Here is a 16516-nt window from a genome sequence, read left to right on the forward strand (position 1 = left end):
GGGAAGGTCACGGCGGCCTGCTGGCCTGCCATGCTGGGCGCTGACGCTGGGTGGCGGGCGCTCCCCTGTGGGGGCAGGGTTGAGCGCCCGCCCAGCGGACCACGGCCACGGCCCGCCGCCCGCCCTGCGACAGCTCAGAACGTGCCGGGGAACGTGAACGTGAGGCTGTTGGTGCTGTCGAACACGGTCACGTTGCCGATCACCAGCGACATGGGCGGGTTGCACCTGGGCTGGACGGCGAAGGTCAGGGTGACCTGGTAGTCGGCCTTGCCGTTCTGCACGGGCACCGTGATGGTGGTTGAGAATGTCTGCTTGTTGGCGGCCTGCGGGAAGTTCTCCCCCGGGTTGAGGCAGGCGGCGTCGGCGGACACGGTGACGACGATCTGCTCCTCGTCGCCGAGGCCGGCTTCCTTGCCGCCGACGGTGAGCGTGTCGCCGGAGCGGGCCACGGAGAATGCCGAGTCGATGAAGTGGGGCTCACCGGCATGGGCGACCGGCACAGCCAGCGTCAGCGCTCCGACGAGCGTGGCCAGGACGAGCAGGATGCGCTTCAAGATGCCTCCTTCGGGTGGCATGGTCAGGTGGGCGGCCGCTGAGCGGGCCACCGTGGGGTCAGGGAACTGCTACTTGGTCGCCGGGCACACCTCCGGCCGGTCGGCCGGGTTGCCGGTGCACTGCCCAGACTGGCCGGCGCCGTTGCCGCCGTTGGTCGGCGGGGGCGAGTCCGCGTGGGCGACGGTGGCTGCGCCGAACAGCGCGGCGAGGGTCGCGGCGATGACGAGCGTGCGCTTGGTTCGCATGATGCTGCTCCCTTCTGGGATGTGGATGGAACGGGAACGGGGGCCGGTTGGCCTGCGATAATGCGGTTGCTGGGCGGTGTGTGGGCGCTCCCCCTTGGGGTTGGGATGGGGCGCCCGCCCGCCCTCCCCGGGTCAGCCCCGCCGACGGTTGCTCGAGCGGCTGCTGCTGCTGGGACGGGTGATGCCGGGGTGGTCGGCGGTGGTCATGGCGCCCTGGCTGCCTGCTGATCGCTCCCCCGCCGTCTCCTCCCCCGCCGGCTGGGTGCCGGTCTTGGCCTCCTCGCCCAGCCCGGGGATCTGCTTGAGGGTGTCGGAGGAGTCGCGGTTGACCCATTCGGCGTCGTCGGCGTCGAGCTCGATCTTGCTGCCCTTCTCCCACGGACCGTGACCGCCGCTGCGATAGTCCTTGAGGACCTCGTAGCGGGGCATGTCAGGCTCCCACCAGGGCACGCCAGGCGGCGCCGTCGCAAAAGAGGATCGCCGCCTTGTTCTGCGCGACGGTGGCGATGGTGGCGGCGGCTGGGTTGCGGACCGTGAGCGAGAACGCGCCGCCGGAGGCGTTGTAGATGAACAGGTACGCGCCGGCGCTGGCCGCCTCGGCTGGCAGGTCGAGGTTGCGGGCCGCGGTCGGCGCGAACACGAACATCTGGAACTGCTCGATCTCGGCGACGGTGAGCACCCGGTCGGCAGTCAGGGATTCGCTGGCGCGCACGGTCACCCGGCTGGCCCGATCGCTCGGCCAGGTGGCGATCTTCTCTCTTGGCATCGGTCATGCTCCTTTCGTGCCGAACCCGGCCGGCCAAGCCTCGGCCGCCGCCTCGGCGTTGGTGAGACCGGGCACCCGCTCGAGCAGCAGCGCGTGGGACTGCTGGTCCCAGCCGGTCACGCGGTAGACGACCTGGCCGCCGAGGACCAGCCGGTCGCCGGAGACCCGTATGGTGACCTGGTCGGCACTGGCCAGCAGCGCCAGGCTCATCCGCGCTATCGGCGGGGCCTGCTCGACCACCACCCGCCCGTCCGCCTCACGCCGGACGATGACCTCACCCTCAAGCAGCTCACTCATCCTGGTCTCCTGTCTCCTCGCACAGCTGTCCGAACAGGCCAAACATGGCGTCCTGGAGGTAGCGGACGGTGGGCCGCAGCACCGCCCACGCGCTGTCGGATGGTGCGCGGAGCGCGGCGGTCAGCGCGGTGGCGCTCACGCATTCGACCGCCTGGCGGACCGCCATCGCGGCGCCGATCGAGCAGACCCGCTCCAACGCTCCACCGTCGGCCTGCTGCCGCTGGCTGGCCCGCAGCGCAGCGACCAGCGCGCCGGTCAGCGTGAGCCCGTCGGCGCGGTCCAGCTCGAGCAGACACCCATCCCGTGCGGAGAACACGCCAGCGGCATGGGTCGCCCAGGTGGACGCCTCGACCGCCTGGCTGGCCGTCTTCGATGTTGCCCACGCGGCTTCCAGCCCGCTCCGCGCGGCATATCCGGCCGCCTCCACGGTCGGCTGGACTGCAAGCGCCGACTCCCAGTCGCTGATCGGCGCGGCCCGCTCAAGTGGGGTGGCGTGGCCGGCTAGGCTGGCGCAGCGCAGCAGCGCTGGCGTGGCGCTGCGGACCAGCCAGTCGGCAAGTTGCAGCGCCCGCCACCGGTCGCGCCCGTCGTCGGCGCTGGTCGCCAGCTTCGGGATGAGCGGCTTGAGCCGCTGCCGGGGTCCGTCGTTCAACGCGGCCGCCCAACTGCGACCAAGGGTGGCCAGCACCGGGGAGACGCATGCGGGCGTGTCCGAATGCGCCTCCCCGGCCCACCAGGCGGCCGCCTCGAGCAGGCTGGTCCCGTCCGCGCGGCGCCCGTGCGCACCGGCTGCAAGGTGCAGCGCGTCGAGGTCGAGCCCGCCAGCGACCGTGCTCATCAGGTGACGAGCAGGTTGTAGAGCGCCGCGACCGCCTCGATCGCCGAGGCCGCACCGGTCGGCGAGAACCGGCCGAAGCCCAGCCGCAGCGAGTAGACCAGGCGGGTCTGGTCGGTCGCTGGGAGCCGCTCCGTCTCCACCATCACCCGACGGCGCCAGCCCGTCTTGAAGCCGCGACGGTTGAATGCCAGGCAGCCACCCTTGATGTTGTTGGCGGGGGTGGCCGCGTCGCTCTTGCCGTCCGCAGCGGTCAGGTTCATCGCCATCGCCCCGACCAGCGGGTAGCGGGCGATCTTGGCGATCTCGCCGGTGAGCACGGTCGCCTGGGGGCCGTACTTGTCGACGGTGAGGACCTCGTCGATGAGGGCGATCCGGTCGGCGGTCTCCGGGTCGCTCACGTACACCAGGTCGTTGGGGTCGGCGGGGTGGCCCCAGTCGACCAGCCGCGGGCGGTCCAGCATCAGCCCACGCAGCGTGTGCAGCTTGACCAGGGTCGGGTAGCCGGCCGCGCCGTCCACGGCGTTGGCGGTGTTGTCGACGATGTAGGCGTGGCGGATCCCGTCGAAGGCGAGGTAGTGCTTGGTGGCGCCTGGGGTCTGGTCGTCGCTGTTGATGTTGCCGGTCGCCGAGGCAGTGTCATCGCCGTTCAGCACGAGGCTGTCGCTGTAGTGCGCGATCGACGTGGCCGCCTGGCGGCGCAGGAACGGCACGAACGGGATGATCGAATCCTCGTCGATCTCCCCGGACCAGACTTGGTGGATGAGGAATTTCTTGGCGTTGACCTGCACCCGGTTGGAGCCGGTCTTGACGGTGGCGTAGGCACCGGCGGTGGGCAGGCCGGTGGTGTTGTCGTAAGTGGTCGACTCCGGCACGAACAGCATTTCGGGGATGTCGACCTCGACCGGGAGGAACGCGGTCGGGTCGGTCATCTCGAACGACTCGATCAGGCCGAAGACGCGGGAGTCGCGGCGGGCCGCATCCCACAGGGTGCCGACGTACTGCGCGCCGATCAGCTGCTGCCCGAACCCGGATTCGGCGGTGTCCATCGCGCCGGTGTCGGCCAGGGCGACCATGGCCTGCTGGTAGGCGGTGGTCTGCTCCCACGCGCCACGACGGGCAAGCGCCCGGTCGGGGCCGTGGAACATGGTCAGCGGGAGGCGAGGGAACATGTCGTCGATCGCCTTGCGGTCCAGCTCGCGGACCTGCGCCTCCGGGAGGTAGTAGGCGTCGGTGACCTGGCCGAACGTGCTGTTCAGGGTCTCCGAGGGGCCTTCGTAGATGCCGACGGCGTTGACCTTCTTCTGCCCCTTCAACGAGGTCTGGAGCTCGTGGAGGAACTCGATGTCGGCAACGGACAGGCCCCAGCGGCGGTACTTGGTGCCGACCAGCTTGCCATCGTCGGCGCCGGCGCCGAACCGCATCTTGCGCTGGAACTCGGGGTCGTCGCCGAGGCTCTCGATGATGCCGCGGACGATCCCGGTGAGCGCCACATCGCTGGTGCGCGCCGACAGGTCTTCGCTGATGCCGTCCAGGCGCTGGCGGATGTCCAGGGCCAGCGCGTCGAGCGTGACGGTCATGTGCCGTGCTCCTTTCCCGCTCAGAGGCGGATGGCTGCCAGGAAGTCCTGCACAGCGTTGGGTGCCGGCGTCCAGCCCTCCTGGGTCTGGGCGTCGAGGTGGTTCTGCAGGTGCGCCTTGACACCCGTCTTGTCGGCTTCGGGGATGTCGGCGCCCTCCAGGCGCGCCAGTCCGTTGCGGCAGCCGCCGAGGTTGGCGGGGCCGCCCTGCTCGCGGTGGTGGGGGAACTTGTAGGAGGCCTTGGCGTCCTGGTCGCCGGCGGCGTCACGCCAGGCGTGGCAGTAGCGCAGCGTGGCGGCCTCGTTCGGCATCCCCGACACGGCTGCGTCGGCGTCCCACTCCGAGTCCTCCACTGCGGTGGTGTGGGAGGGGATCGCCACCAGCGCCTGCTGGATCCGGGGGACCTCCAGCGCCCGGCCCAGCGTCTGCTCGAGCAGGTCCATGAGCCGGTTGACGGTCGCCTCCATGCGGTCGAGCCGATCACCGGTCATGCCCGGCGCTGGCGGGGCGGGGAAGTCGGGTGGGGCCAGCGGCGCACCGGCGGGGGGCAGCTTCGGGTCGGCGATCAGCGCCTCCCAGCCGGCAAGCTGCTCGGGGTCGCCGAAGTCCTCCAGGAGTTCTCGCCCGAACATGCTGAGCGCCGCCAGCGACACGCGGCTGGCCTTGAGCGCGCCCGGGTCGGCCGGGACCGGCACCGACGACACCTCGGCGAGGTCGTAGTAGGCCTCCTTCTCGATCTGCTCCGCGGTCAGCCGGCCGGTGAGCGGCGCGCCGTTCTTGTCGACGAAGTCGATTCCCACGCTCACGGCGTTGAGGAACCCGGCGCGGTACTGCCGCTCGACGTCGGCGGCGAACGGGTTGTCCCGGTCGAAGGTGATCGTGTTGAGCAGCCGACCGTCCCGCAGCGACGCGCGGCCCCGGCCGATCGGGCGGAGGAACGGGATGTGCATCCACAGGACCACCGGGTTGGCGTTGTAGTTGTCGATCCGCCAGCCCTCGTGGCGCAGCCGGAACCCGTAGCGGTTCAGCCGGGTCGTGCTCGCGGTGAACGTGAGCGCCTCGTCGTCGCTGGGCGACTGCAGCAGCCCGCGGGTCAGCGCGCGCCGTGGTTCGGTCATCGGTGCCCCTTTCCGTTGCGCCCGTTGAGGGCGAATGGGCCGTGCCGCAGCTCCATCTGCGCCAGCTCGAGGGCGGCCATCATGCTGGCCGCCTCCTGCTGGTCGACCTGGCCGTTGCCGCCGCCATTGCCGCCATCCCCGCCGTTGCCGCCGGTCGGCGTGGTGTCGCCCTGCGGCTTGCTGGTCGCGCCGGTGACGGCGCTCTTGTTGACCGGCGCCCACCAGGCGTCACCCCACGCGACCTCGGGGAGGCCCTGGCGGCGCCGCCACTCGTTGATGGTGAGCGCGCCGATCTCGATCGCCCGGCGGTCCCGGTCCCACCCTTCGCTGGCGAGCTGCTGCAGCTCGGGCACCTGGGAGTAGTCGAACTCGGCATGATCGGCGGTCGCTGGGCGACCGCGGGTGCGGGCGAACATGGGGAGGAACTGCTGCACGATCTCGTCGGCGCGCAACTGGGAGTCCGGGCGGAGCGCGTCGGTCCACAGCTGCTGACGAAACTCCCGCATGTTGCTGAGCGTGGCGTAGGCGAGGTCGTTCATGAGCGGCGCGGGAATCCCCAGCGCATTCCAGACCTGGCGGGCCATCAGCCCCAGGCCTTCGACGAACTGGGCATCCTTGGGGGTGACGTTCAGCGCACGGAGCTGCGCCTCGAAGCGGAGCACGCTCCAGCGGTGCGCCTTGTCGACGCCACTCCAGCGCCGCTCCAGCATCTCCTCCAGCTCCAACTGCTGCTGCTTGGAGAAGGTGACCTTGTCGTGGTCGGGGACGATCAGCCCGCCGGCCATCAGGCCCTGCCGGAACAGGTTGGCGTTGGCCTGCAGCATCGCCGAGCCGGTGTCGGCGGCCCGCAACGCGGCGGTCAGCGGCGACAGCGACTGGAACTCGTCGTTCGGGTTCGGGTAGCGGAACCACACCACCTCGCCCGGGGCGAACTCGATGGTCGGCCCGCCGGTGAGCGGCAGGTACAGGAACTTCTCGAGATACCACTTCGGGTGGGGGACGGGGCGCATCTGGGTGGGCTTGCACCACCAGATTTCCTGCGGGTTGCCCTCCAGCGCGCCCTCGACCGCCCAGAACGACTCCCCCCACAGGCACATGGCCAGCTCGTCCATCCGGTCGAGCCGCCGGCGGGTCCAGAACGGGTTGACCCGGCGGAGCAGGTCGACTGCGGGGCCGCTGGTGAGCTCGGTGCGCTCCGGGCCGGAGCCGTTGAAGACCTGCAGGTTGAGGCTCGACATGTGCCGGGCGCGCAACGCCGCCGCGGAGTAGACCTCGTTGGAGGTGGCCAGATACTGGCCATACTTCTCCGGGTCGTAACTGGCCGCATGCCCGGTCAGGCCCTCGAACGGGGGGGCGATCGCGCCGGCGACCGGGGATGCCAGCTCCGCGCCGCCACGACGGCTCCGGTAAACCTCCAGGACGCGCTCGGCCAGGCCCACGTCAGCTCTCCTCGACCCGCTCGGGCCAGTGCCACGTCCCGCCAGCCTTGCCGTCCTCGTCCTGGCGGCAGCCACCGTCGGCGATCGCGTGGAAGAACAGGCCGGTCGGATTCAGCACGCACAGCCCGACGACCGGCCCTGGCGTGCCATAGGACACGTAGTGGACGATCCGTCCGACGCTCGGCCTCATGGTCGCCTCCCGATCTGGTAGCGGCCCAGCCACCGCCGGAACGTGCGAAGCCGGCGGGGCACCGTGATGCCGGCGGCGCGCAGCCGGGCCTGCTCGAAGCGCAGCCGCTTGGCGACGACGGACCTCATGCGTACGGGTCCACCTTCCGCTTGCCACGGATCGCGTCCAGGCCGCCGGCCTGCTGCCACCCGACCAGCGCACCCGACCAGGCGAACGCCACCGCCATCCACGCGACCTGGAGAATCAGCACCGCCAGGAAGCCGAGCACGAACAGCGGCGCGCTGATCACCGCCAGCAGCGCCTTGGCCGGATCCAGCCCGCGTGCCTCCCGCTCGACCCGCTCGAAGATCTGCTGCCACGCCTGCACCGTCATGGGCTCATCTCCTGGGAATACGCTGTGCGGATGAACTCGCTGGTTGACTACCTGGCCGTCTGCCCGAACGGGCATCGCAGCTTCCTGCGCCTGGCCGGCATCGCCATCCCGGCACTGGGCATCGAGGCGGACCCGGAGATCAAGGGCGTCTGCACCACCTGCCAAGCCCCAGCCCAGCTCCACCGCCTGCCACCGGTCCGCTAGACCATCAGCGGACCCTCAAGCACCACCCGACGCTGGGCAAGCGCGCCATCCTCGATCGCCTGCCCACGCGCCGCCTCGGCGAGCAGCCCAGCGACGAACGCGTCGATGTTGGCCACCTCGCGTTTCTTGACGATCCGCTGGAAGAACCGGGGAATGGATGGGTCCTCGTTCGGGCGGGGCTGCCGCCGCTTCCCCTTCGCCAGCGCCGCCGCCTTCGCATGCTCGGCGAGCAGCGGATCGCCGTCGTGGGTGAACCCGCCAGCGAAGTGCTCAAGGAACCGGGTGATCGCGTCGTCCATGCGATGCTCGACGTTGGTGGGGAACTCGATCACCCGGGTCGACTGCTTGCCGTCCAGGCGGGTCGGCCAGCGTGCCTCCCAGATGTCGAAGTACTCCTGCCACCGGTACGGGTCGCCGAACATGCACCACACCTGGTAGGCGTCGAACGCGTCGGTGACGGCCTGGTCGACCTCCACGCGCGGCACCCTGTGGTCCGGGTACTCGGACGGCTTCCACGACCGCAGGTGGAACCAGCGGCCATCCGTCACGCGGCTGGCGATGAGGCTGGTCAGGTCGAGCGCGCGTGACCCGTCGAACCCGAGGCAGATCAGCTCGTTCGGCACCAGACTGCCGGGCCGGGCCTTGCTGTCCCACCGGGCCCCGTCCACCGCAGAGGACTGGCCAACCTCGAGCACGTTGAAGAAGAACCTGAGCGCATCCGCCGGGGTCGGGCACACCGCCGGGTCACGGGCGTCCGCGAGGATCCGCCGGCGGTCCACCCACCACGAGTCGCCGTACACCTCGTCGAGCAGCTCCAGGCAACCCTGGTCGTCGCGGAGGTCCGGCCGGCGTGACGGGGGCCGGTAGTCGATCAGCACGTCCTCGGCTGGGGAGGTGTGGGTGCGCTGTGCGACGCTCTGCTCGGAAGGGTCGTAGGCGTTGGTCGTCTCAAGCCACCGGCCACGCATCCCGCCGATGTTGCGTTTCATCGTGGTGGCCAGGTGGACGCCGCCGTTGGACTCGAGCATCAGCCCGGTCTCGTCGAACAGGTCGAAGGTGGTCCGCGCGCCCAGCCGCGATTTGCCGCTGGAGCTGCGCGGCTCGATCTTCCCGCCGCTGGGCAGGTTGATGTCCTCGATGCCGATGTCGATCCCGGGGGTGTTGGCGATCTCCCCGCGGCTGGCCATCTCGTACACGCACAGCCAGGTGTTGTCGGTCTGCTCCTCCGCCGTGGCGACGATCTGCACCCATGGGGTCGGCTGCTCCCGGCCGACCGGCTCCCCCTTGTCGTCCCACCCGTCGAAGCTGACCGGCCCGAACGTCTCCCCGAGGATGATGGACGCGGCGAACGGGCCCTTCCCCCACTTCTGCGCGCGCATCAGCAGCCCGCCGCGGTAGAAGAACGGCGAGGGGGGCAGCTCGAGCTCGGGGTGGCGGAGCTTCGCCTCGAGCATCGCCACGTCGATCGGCCGGGCGTCGGGGTGGAGGCGGTAGTAGCGCAGCAGGAACCGCCACATCTCGTCGGTCAGCCGGTACTCGCGGCCCTGCAGCAGCCCGTCAGGGATGACGCAGTTCGCCTCGATCCACTCGCCGATCAGGTAGCCGAGCGTGGGGAACTCGCCCGGCACTTCCGGGCCCCGCCACGGCATCGGCTACTCGACCGCCTCACGCTTGGCTGTCAAGTAGTCCATGAGAAACACGTCGCCGCTCTCGCCCGGGCGGACCAACAGCGCCCAACAATTGCGCTTGTCCTTGTGGAACAGGTAGTGCGGTTCGACCTGCTCGCAGGTTGCCTCATGCCAGGCGCGCCAGCCCTGTGGGTCCGCGTCGCGCGTGCGCATGCCCTCTTCGAGGAACATGTTGTTCAGGCCGAGCACGCGGACACCGTCGGCGCCGTGCAGGCTGGCGACCTCGAGCAAGCCGAGGGCGCCGTCGCGCCAGCGGACGCCGATGTGGTCGCACTCGCACCAGCGCCACGACCGGTCCGTCTCCCACGCGCGACGGGGCGAGACGATGTCCCAGCAGGCCGCGCAGATGGCCGCCTTGGTCATGCTAGTCGACCGCTCGCAGGCGAGCGCGCACGTCCGCTGGGCGCTGCTGCTCCAGCTCCTCGCCGGCGTCATCGTCGCCGATCGTCCACAGCAGCAGCCGCATCGCCTTGGGTGTCAGCCCCAGCCGGTCCTCCAGCGCACTCGCCTGCGCCAGGTCCTTGGAGTCGAGCGTCTCTTCGGCCCAGAGCACGACGCGGACGTAGCGGGCCACCACGCGGGTCCAGCCGAGCCGCTGCCACTCGACCGCCTGCGGGGTGCGCCACAGCTTGGCCCACAGCTTGCGCTGCTCGACGGTCAGGACCGTGTCGAGTGGCCAGGTCGGCGCGCGTCCCTTGCGGCCCTCCGGGGGGAGCTTGACGGGGCCGACGCGGGCGTTGCGCCGGCGCGGCTCGAACTTCGGCACCGTCGGCATCCGGTTCACCCCTTTAGGCCGCTATGCGGCATCCAACGTGTCTCCATTGACCGAGTTAATGTCCAGTTTGACAGGATCAGAAGGGTGTAAACCTGTCATATTGGACGAAAATATGGGTATAAACTAGAACAAATAGGCCCATATCTTCACTCTCGCTGGAACGCTCGGTCGCCGCCCACGTTACTTGTCTTGCTTGCCCAAAACTTCCCGCTCCTGTCGAACCGATCATGCCCGCCAGGGCGGCCCGGGCCGATGCGTACATGGTGCGAGACAGGTCGGCCGGGGTGTCAGCAGGGCGTTTGCGATCGTGATTTTCGAGGCCCATCCCCGCTCTGACCTGTAGGTTTGCAGTTGACTACTGTAGGTGGTTGTCCTACACTGTGACTGTCGGTAGTTGACCTACAGAAGGGCGGACAGGATGAGCAGGCTCGATTGGGTGCTCGAGGCGGTCAAGGGCTGGGCGATCTTCACCAGCAAGCCGGAGCCATGCGCCGCGGCCTGCATGGCAGCACAAGGCCCGGCCTGTGACTGCCATTGCGGCGGCGCCAACCACGGCAGAGCGAGGTAGGCCATGACAGAGCAGGAAGCCTACGACATCGGCAAGCGGGCAGGGCAGGCCGCCAAGCATGGCGACTGGGCCCTAGTCCGCCATTTCAAGCGCATGGTGCCGTCCGATCCCGAACATGCCGACCTGCACCGTGCCTACGACGAGGGCTACAAGGCCGCCAACCATGGCAGGGCGAGGTGATGGTGATCGACCGTACCTCCACCTATGACCGCGAGTACGGCGGTATCCCCAACCCTTGGGTGCCCGATTCGAGCGACCTCGAGCAGGAAGACCAGGAAGGGCCCGAAGCATGATCACCATCACCCATACTCGCCCGGAGGGAACCATTGTCGAGGGCACTGCCCGCGGCGATGGTTCGGCGCCGATCCTCAAGACGGCCGGTTTCCGCTGGGCGCCCGGTATCCGCGCATGGATCATCCAACAGTCCAGGGATCGGGCCGCGAAGACCTGGCGCATCGACCAGGCCGCCAAGCAGCTGCGCGCGGCAGGCTTCCAGGTCGAGGTGTCGATTGACGAGACACCTCGAGCGTTCGCGGAGGCGGAGGCGGAACGGGAGGCCCGGGCGGAACAGCGCGCGGACACCTACGCCGATCGGGCCGAACGGGCGGAGTCTGCGGCCGCGGCCGCATTCCAGCGCTTCCATGACATCCTCGAGCCGATCCCGCCTGGTCAGCCGATCCTGATCGGCCATCACTCCGAGCGTGGCCATCGGGCCGCTTTGAAGCGGGCCGACAACGCTATCCGCCGCTCGATCGAGGAAGACGGCAAGGCGAGCCACTACCAGCAGGCGGCCGCGACATCGGAGCGGTACAAGCAGCGGCGCGAGTCTCTCGGCACGACGTTGCGGCGGATTGAGCGGCTGGAGGCGGAGCAGCGCGACATCGCCCGGAAGCTGCAGGGCTACCAGCGGCAGTACCGGAACGGGCGCGGCGAGGTCGCCTACGTCGAAGACCATGAGGCGGCTACTGGCCAATGGGCGGAGCAGCTGCAAGCCCAGCAGCAGCAGAACGCCGACGAGCTCGAGCACTGGCGCCAAGTGGTGGCAGCCAAGCAGGCGAGCGGCGCGAAAGTGTGGGGCCCGGGCGATTTCGCCAAGGGCGACGAGGTGCTGGACCGCTGGAATCGTTGGCGCCCAGTGCTTCGGGTGAATCCGAAGTCACTCACTGTCCCGAGCGGCTACACGTGGAACGACAAAATCCCCTATCCCGAGGTGCGCGGCCGCCGCGAGGCCTCGATCCCGCCAACGGTGCAAGGTGCGTAGTCGCCTGCTCGCCCTCTGGGCCCTGCTACGGGGCTTGGAGGGCGTTCTGCATTGGGCGGATCCCCTATCCGGCTTGCACGTGGAACTACGGCTTGAGGGCGGCCGCCTCCATGCCCGCTGCTGGACCGACGACGACGAGACCGACGACGAAACGCCACCAGAAGGGGCGGATGATGCGCGATGGTAACAATACGGCGGTTCCTGCCAGGGCAAGCCTTGTCGACCGTGCAGAGGTCACGATTGCTGGCGGCCGCACAGTCAAAGTCGAGCTCTGGTCTGGTGAGGCTTCGGACGGCTACCAAACCGACTATCGACCGCGCCCGGCAGCATGGGTTGCGTGGATTCGCCTCGAGGGTGGCCGCGTCACCTACCGCTACGTCAAACGGTACACGGGCCGCAACTACCGCAAGTCCCAAACCGACTACAACGCGGCCGCCGCGGAGGTCAAGCGCGAGGCCGCCAAGCAGGCAGCAGCCAAGCAAGCGGCCAGCGGTCAAGCGGCCAATCTCGAGCGCGGCGCCAAGCAAGCCGGCTAGCCCACCGAAGCCCGCCCAGCCACCGAAGCCTGCCCAGCCGGCTACTCCGCCGCGGCCTACCCCGCCACCTACCCCGCCGAAGCCGGCTACCCAAGGGACAGGCGGTTTGCATTTCGACGTTGACCATGCCGAGCTCGTCCGCGCGCTCAAAGTCGCGGCTGGCACGTGCTCGCGTCGTCCGACCCTGCCCGTTCTGGGCGGAGTGAAGATCGAGGCGGCCGGCTGGGGCCGCCCGGTCACGATCACCACGACGGACCTTGAGTTGACCAGCACGACGCGGCTTGACTCGTCGCTGGTGGTCGACACTGGTGCCGTCGTGGTGCCGTTGCGCGAGCTCGCCGCAACCCTCAAGGGACGCCAGCCAAAGGGAACACTCGCGCGGCTCGAGCTCGACCAGGAAGCCGGCCTGCTGCGCATGCATGCTGGCGGCCTGCATGCGGCGCTCCACGTCAACGCGCTCGAGGACTATCCGACGTTGCGCGGCGAGGTCTCAGAGGGCGAGGTGCGCGTGACCTCCGACCTCGGCCTGCTTGGCACGTGGGCGCGGCGGGTACTGCCAGCGACCAGCGGCGATGAGGCTCGCCCAGTGTTGACCGCGGTCCAGGTCAAGCGCGACCAGGGCACGCTGACCGCGACCGCGACCGATTCCTATCGCCTCCACACCTACCAGACCGAACAGCTAGACGATTCGGCGTTTTGCTTCCTGCTACCCGCCCGGGCGCTCACCCTGGTCAAGCAGGCCATCGCGCTGTACAAGGCGACCGAGGGCGGCGCCTGGTGGCATGGCACGGGCACCGACACACACGGCACGGGCGAGGTGCGCGTGCAGGTTGGGCCGTCGATGTTCTGGGCCCGGGCCATAGAGGGCGAGTTTCCCTCCACTTGGGAGCGGCTGATCCCGACCATGACGGGCGATGTGCCAACCATCGACGTCACCGATGGTGCGGCGGCCGCCGCGGCGATCGTGGCATCGTTCGGACGCGAGCCGATCATCCTCGAGGCGAGCGGCGCGACCATCGCCGCCTCGTGCAAGCGGCAGGACATCGGCAAGGTCGAGGCGGAACTACCAGGCCTGAAACTGGCAGGCTACACGCCGTTCACCCCTACCAGCTTCAAGCCGCTGTACCTACGTGAGCTGCTGGCCGCGGTCGACCACGGGACGATGCAGCTCCGGGATAGCCTCAAGCCGGCTTTGGTGACCGATGGTAACGGCTTCCGCGGCCTGATCATGCCCGTTCGCATCCCCTAGCCGCTTCACCCTTGGGGCCCGGGCCGCGCGCCCGGGCCCTTTGGCACGCGCCCAGCAGGGCGGCAGCAGGGCGGCAGCAGCTGGGCGCGTAGGCGCCTAGGCTGTCATGCCCTCGCGCCGCTCCGATCCCAACGGCTCGGCCTGGTCTGTTTCGCCCACGGGACAATCTGATGGGGCCAGCACCATGCCGGGCCGTTCCCTACCCGCCCCCAAGGCTTGGGGAGTAGGCCGCGGACGTACCAGGTGTTGGGAGTCTTCGCGCTCACGCCCAGCCGATCGGCTATCTGTTTCTGCCCGACCGGCTCGCAGCCACAGGCGGCATGTTCCGCGTGCCCGAAATCCTCGCGCTCACCAGGTGTGGTCTGGGCGGTCTGGGCGGTCACGGTGGAGGCCTCCGACGTGGCGGGTAGTGTCCCGACCACCGTAGGCCAACGTCCGACACCATGTCAACCAACCACCAGCCGGATCGACCGGATTCAGACGTTTGAGCGTGGTGCTTGTCTTGCTTGGCGACACTCCACAGGGAAAATCGGTCTAAACTATCCCAAACCACCCCAAAATTAGGGTATAATCGTATCTTTCCGGTCAATCTGGTCGTCCGTTTGGTCTACTGTGACCGGTTCGGTGACCCGATTGCGCTGTTTTTGGAGCGGCAAAGCGCCACGAGACGGACGCCGCCGGGTCCGTCGACATGGTGGGCGGTCAGGTCGGCGCTCGGATGCCGCGGATGGCCAGGCCAGCCCTGGCACCAGCCGCCAGCGGCGGCGACCACCTGCGCGCGCCGACGCTTCTCGGCGGGATCATGCAGGTCCGGCCGGCGCGCATTGTGACGGGCGTTGTGCTCCGCCCGGCACAGGATGCAGCGGCCGGCCTGCTTGACGTTACGACGCACCGTCACCATCGCACCCGCAGGGCAGGGTGGGGTGCCGTTGGCGGGGCCGGGGCAGGGCCTACTGGGCATCGTCCAGCCGCTCCCGCACCCAGCGCCACAGCGCCACGCCGAGGGCGCACTGCCACTCGTTCTCCCCGACCTGGATCATCGGCTCGTTGCAGCAGGGGCAGCAGGGGATGCCATTCCGGATGTTGACCGGCTGGAGCTGGGCGAACCCGGTCACGTCCATCAGTCCGGCCACTCTAGGACGTGGCACCGGTAGTCCTCCAGGTGCTCGCCGATGCGGTAGATGACGGTGCGGTTGCTGCCACGGATGGTGAGCACCTCGCCGTCCAGGGTGACCCATGGCCTGGCCTTGCCCTGGCGGATCTCCTCCAGCAGCTCGTCAACGATCAGCGTGCGAGGGTCAGCCTGGATGACTTCGGGGCGCTGATGGCGCCAGCCGCGCAGGATGAGATCGCCGTAGGTCTCCCACCGCCCGTGGACGATGACGCCGCTCACCGTGGCGCCTCGGGGCGGTAGCGGACGACCTCGACGGCGGGCAGGCGCCGCATGGGGATCATCAGGGTTTCGCTGGCGATCTCGCCGTCCTGGCCGACGTAGCGGAGGCCCTGCTCGTTGTTGCGCCACAGGTCGACCTGCATGCGGACCGGGCCGTTCCAGGTCGGGCCGCCATGGACGCTGTCGACGGTCCAGCGGATAGCGACCTGGTAGCAGTCGGCGACCCGGATGCCGTGTTCCAGCAGCCACGCTTCCAGCTCGGGCCAGAACACGCCATCGCTCACTGGGGGCAACTCAGCGTAGGGGCGCACTTCTGGCCGGTATCGAAACACTCGGCATAGCAAACGTCAATGACTCTCATGACCTGCGGCGACACCACGCGCGTCCCGGTTGTCGCTTTTCGCAATTGCATCTTCGAGCCAGCGTAGGTCGTAGCGGAGCCGGTCGTGGGCGACGTCGCGGATGCTGCGGAGGTGGGCGAGGTCCTTGTCGGTGAAGGCGGGCGGCCGCTGCCAGGTGGGGCCGGTGCGGGGCTCGCCGACATGCAGGCAGGTGCCATAGTCGCAGGCAGCCTGGTAGGGGCAATCGGCACACTGCATAGCCTGGCCGGGGGTGATGCGGGCGGCGACGGGATCGCCGCCGCGCTGGTAGGTGCGCATGTCTGCCTGGCCGCGTCCTGCGGCGACGGCGTCCTCGGCCTGGGCGATACGCACATCCAGGAGCGCGAGGGCGCGCGCCCATCGCTCCAGCAGCGCGCTGGTGCCTGGCCGGCGTGGGATGTGCAGGCGCAGCCCGGTCGCCTCGACGGCGTCCAGGAGGCGGGCGATGTGGCCGGCGGGTGAGTCGAAGCGGCCGGCGCCGGCGTCAAGGTTCCATTGGCGGAGCATGACTGCGGCGGCCAGGCGGCGGGCGGCCCGGTGCGCGGCGGTCCAGCGGCGCCTACTCGGCATCGGCGCCCCCGTGGCGGGCGAACTCCGGGAAGTCGGCACCAACCATGTGCACGTAGGCGCGCCTGGCAGCCTCGATGATCCGCTCACCGGGGATCTCAGTGCCGGCGGGCAATTCGATTTCGACGGAGGCGATGGTCTGGTAGTCGAGGTTGCCGCCTGGTGGGGTCGCATCGTCGTACAGCTCGATCCGCAGTTTCCGCTGGCGCGGCATGTCATCCACCCGCTTTTGCCATGAGTGCGGCGGCCTGGTCGGGCCATAGTTGTCGGATGGTGTTGCAGAACACCTGGGCGGCTTCGAGCATGCGGCGTTGCTCGTGCAGCCGGCGGAAGCCGCCTTGTTGCATGGTGGTCGGGTCCAGGATGGGGCCGAGCGTTTCGGCGCGGTGGACGATGTCGAGGAGCTGGTCGACGGGGATGAGGAGCAGCATCCGGCCGGCTGCGGCGAGCAGGTCCATGTGCTGCTCGAACTCCTCGCCGGTTATTGTGGGCATCGC

Annotated in this window: 27 protein-coding genes; 5 read left to right on the top strand and 22 right to left on the bottom strand. The window is 69.3% G+C overall.

The genetic code is table 11. The annotated features are described in order from the left end of the window. Positions 1–134: 134 nt before the first annotated feature. The 12 genes from VG276_27950 to VG276_28005 all read right to left on the bottom strand — a co-directional run bounded on the left by VG276_27950 (position 135) and on the right by VG276_28005 (position 7398). Entirely contained in the window at positions 135–554 is a 420-nt protein-coding gene (locus VG276_27950; protein ID HEV8653122.1) for a hypothetical protein, read from the bottom strand. A 69-nt stretch (positions 555–623) separates the two neighbouring features. Further along, complete coding sequence (locus VG276_27955; GenBank protein ID HEV8653123.1) at positions 624–800, bottom strand: hypothetical protein; 177 nt, start codon at positions 798–800, stop codon at positions 624–626. Positions 801–932: 132 nt separating this feature from the next. Further along, a complete protein-coding gene (locus VG276_27960; protein HEV8653124.1) occupies positions 933–1229 on the bottom strand; it encodes a hypothetical protein in 297 nt (98 codons plus the stop codon). Between the two features lies 1 nt (position 1230). Continuing rightward, entirely contained in the window at positions 1231–1566 is a 336-nt protein-coding gene (locus VG276_27965) for a hypothetical protein (GenBank protein ID HEV8653125.1), read from the bottom strand. 3 nt (positions 1567–1569) lie between these two features. Beyond that, a complete protein-coding gene (locus VG276_27970; protein HEV8653126.1) occupies positions 1570–1863 on the bottom strand; it encodes a hypothetical protein in 294 nt (97 codons plus the stop codon). Then, positions 1856–2701, bottom strand: a complete 846-nt coding sequence (locus VG276_27975; protein ID HEV8653127.1) for a hypothetical protein — start codon at positions 2699–2701, stop codon at positions 1856–1858. The genes VG276_27970 and VG276_27975 overlap by 8 nt, the downstream gene beginning before the upstream one ends. Next, positions 2701–4278 (bottom strand): hypothetical protein, encoded by a 1578-nt coding sequence (locus tag VG276_27980; GenBank protein HEV8653128.1) that lies wholly within the window; start codon positions 4276–4278, stop codon positions 2701–2703. Before VG276_27980 ends, VG276_27975 begins: the two co-directional genes overlap by 1 nt. Positions 4279–4298: 20 nt before the next feature. After that, positions 4299–5396, bottom strand: coding sequence for a hypothetical protein (locus tag VG276_27985; protein HEV8653129.1), 1098 nt, complete (start codon positions 5394–5396; stop codon positions 4299–4301). Continuing rightward, positions 5393–6835 carry a phage portal protein gene (locus tag VG276_27990; protein ID HEV8653130.1) on the bottom strand — a complete coding sequence of 481 codons (1443 nt, stop codon included), beginning with the start codon at positions 6833–6835 and terminating at the stop codon, positions 5393–5395. Before VG276_27990 ends, VG276_27985 begins: the two co-directional genes overlap by 4 nt. 1 nt (position 6836) lies before the next feature. Then, positions 6837–7025: a hypothetical protein gene (locus VG276_27995; GenBank protein ID HEV8653131.1), complete on the bottom strand. Its 189-nt coding sequence runs from the start codon at positions 7023–7025 to the stop codon at positions 6837–6839. Next, entirely contained in the window at positions 7022–7153 is a 132-nt protein-coding gene (locus VG276_28000) for a hypothetical protein (protein HEV8653132.1), read from the bottom strand. Before VG276_28000 ends, VG276_27995 begins: the two co-directional genes overlap by 4 nt. After that, entirely contained in the window at positions 7150–7398 is a 249-nt protein-coding gene (locus VG276_28005) for a hypothetical protein (GenBank protein ID HEV8653133.1), read from the bottom strand. Before VG276_28005 ends, VG276_28000 begins: the two co-directional genes overlap by 4 nt. A gap of 30 nt (positions 7399–7428) precedes the next feature. Here VG276_28005 and VG276_28010 point away from each other — a divergent pair, with 30 nt between their 5' ends. Continuing rightward, complete coding sequence (locus VG276_28010; protein HEV8653134.1) at positions 7429–7602, top strand: hypothetical protein; 174 nt, start codon at positions 7429–7431, stop codon at positions 7600–7602. Here VG276_28010 and VG276_28015 read toward each other — a convergent pair. From VG276_28015 to VG276_28025, 3 genes are read right to left on the bottom strand one after another with little or no spacing between them, the layout of a single operon-like run. Then, complete coding sequence (locus VG276_28015; GenBank protein HEV8653135.1) at positions 7599–9251, bottom strand: hypothetical protein; 1653 nt, start codon at positions 9249–9251, stop codon at positions 7599–7601. The genes VG276_28010 and VG276_28015 overlap by 4 nt on opposite strands. Positions 9252–9254: 3 nt before the next feature. Next, positions 9255–9653: a hypothetical protein gene (locus VG276_28020; GenBank protein HEV8653136.1), complete on the bottom strand. Its 399-nt coding sequence runs from the start codon at positions 9651–9653 to the stop codon at positions 9255–9257. Between the two features lies 1 nt (position 9654). Further along, positions 9655–10065, bottom strand: a complete 411-nt coding sequence (locus VG276_28025; GenBank protein ID HEV8653137.1) for a hypothetical protein — start codon at positions 10063–10065, stop codon at positions 9655–9657. 571 nt (positions 10066–10636) lie between these two features. On the opposite strand from VG276_28025, the gene VG276_28030 reads away from it, so the two are divergent. The 4 genes from VG276_28030 to VG276_28045 all read left to right on the top strand — a co-directional run bounded on the left by VG276_28030 (position 10637) and on the right by VG276_28045 (position 13679). Continuing rightward, positions 10637–10813: a hypothetical protein gene (locus tag VG276_28030; GenBank protein ID HEV8653138.1), complete on the top strand. Its 177-nt coding sequence runs from the start codon at positions 10637–10639 to the stop codon at positions 10811–10813. Between the two features lie 109 nt (positions 10814–10922). Beyond that, positions 10923–11894, top strand: coding sequence for a DUF3560 domain-containing protein (locus tag VG276_28035; GenBank protein ID HEV8653139.1), 972 nt, complete (start codon positions 10923–10925; stop codon positions 11892–11894). A 170-nt stretch (positions 11895–12064) separates the two neighbouring features. Then, positions 12065–12430 carry a hypothetical protein gene (locus tag VG276_28040; GenBank protein ID HEV8653140.1) on the top strand — a complete coding sequence of 122 codons (366 nt, stop codon included), beginning with the start codon at positions 12065–12067 and terminating at the stop codon, positions 12428–12430. Positions 12431–12536: 106 nt separating this feature from the next. Next, positions 12537–13679: a DNA polymerase III subunit beta gene (locus VG276_28045; protein HEV8653141.1), complete on the top strand. Its 1143-nt coding sequence runs from the start codon at positions 12537–12539 to the stop codon at positions 13677–13679. Between the two features lie 607 nt (positions 13680–14286). Here VG276_28045 and VG276_28050 read toward each other — a convergent pair. The 7 genes from VG276_28050 to VG276_28080 form a co-directional block, all read right to left on the bottom strand. After that, positions 14287–14571 carry a hypothetical protein gene (locus tag VG276_28050; GenBank protein HEV8653142.1) on the bottom strand — a complete coding sequence of 95 codons (285 nt, stop codon included), beginning with the start codon at positions 14569–14571 and terminating at the stop codon, positions 14287–14289. A gap of 58 nt (positions 14572–14629) precedes the next feature. Then, on the bottom strand, positions 14630–14827 hold the full coding sequence (locus VG276_28055; GenBank protein HEV8653143.1) for a hypothetical protein: 198 nt from the start codon (positions 14825–14827) through the stop codon (positions 14630–14632). Continuing rightward, on the bottom strand, positions 14800–15072 hold the full coding sequence (locus VG276_28060; protein ID HEV8653144.1) for a hypothetical protein: 273 nt from the start codon (positions 15070–15072) through the stop codon (positions 14800–14802). Before VG276_28060 ends, VG276_28055 begins: the two co-directional genes overlap by 28 nt. Then, positions 15069–15356 (bottom strand): hypothetical protein, encoded by a 288-nt coding sequence (locus VG276_28065; GenBank protein ID HEV8653145.1) that lies wholly within the window; start codon positions 15354–15356, stop codon positions 15069–15071. The genes VG276_28060 and VG276_28065 overlap by 4 nt, the downstream gene beginning before the upstream one ends. Positions 15357–15419: 63 nt before the next feature. Continuing rightward, positions 15420–16022 (bottom strand): hypothetical protein, encoded by a 603-nt coding sequence (locus tag VG276_28070; protein ID HEV8653146.1) that lies wholly within the window; start codon positions 16020–16022, stop codon positions 15420–15422. After that, positions 16012–16233 carry a hypothetical protein gene (locus VG276_28075; GenBank protein HEV8653147.1) on the bottom strand — a complete coding sequence of 74 codons (222 nt, stop codon included), beginning with the start codon at positions 16231–16233 and terminating at the stop codon, positions 16012–16014. Before VG276_28075 ends, VG276_28070 begins: the two co-directional genes overlap by 11 nt. 1 nt (position 16234) lies before the next feature. After that, a complete protein-coding gene (locus tag VG276_28080) occupies positions 16235–16513 on the bottom strand; it encodes a hypothetical protein (GenBank protein HEV8653148.1) in 279 nt (92 codons plus the stop codon). Positions 16514–16516: the final 3 nt, after the last annotated feature.

This window comes from Actinomycetes bacterium (assembly GCA_036000965.1).
Lineage (GTDB): Bacteria > Actinomycetota > CALGFH01 > CALGFH01 > CALGFH01 > DASYUT01.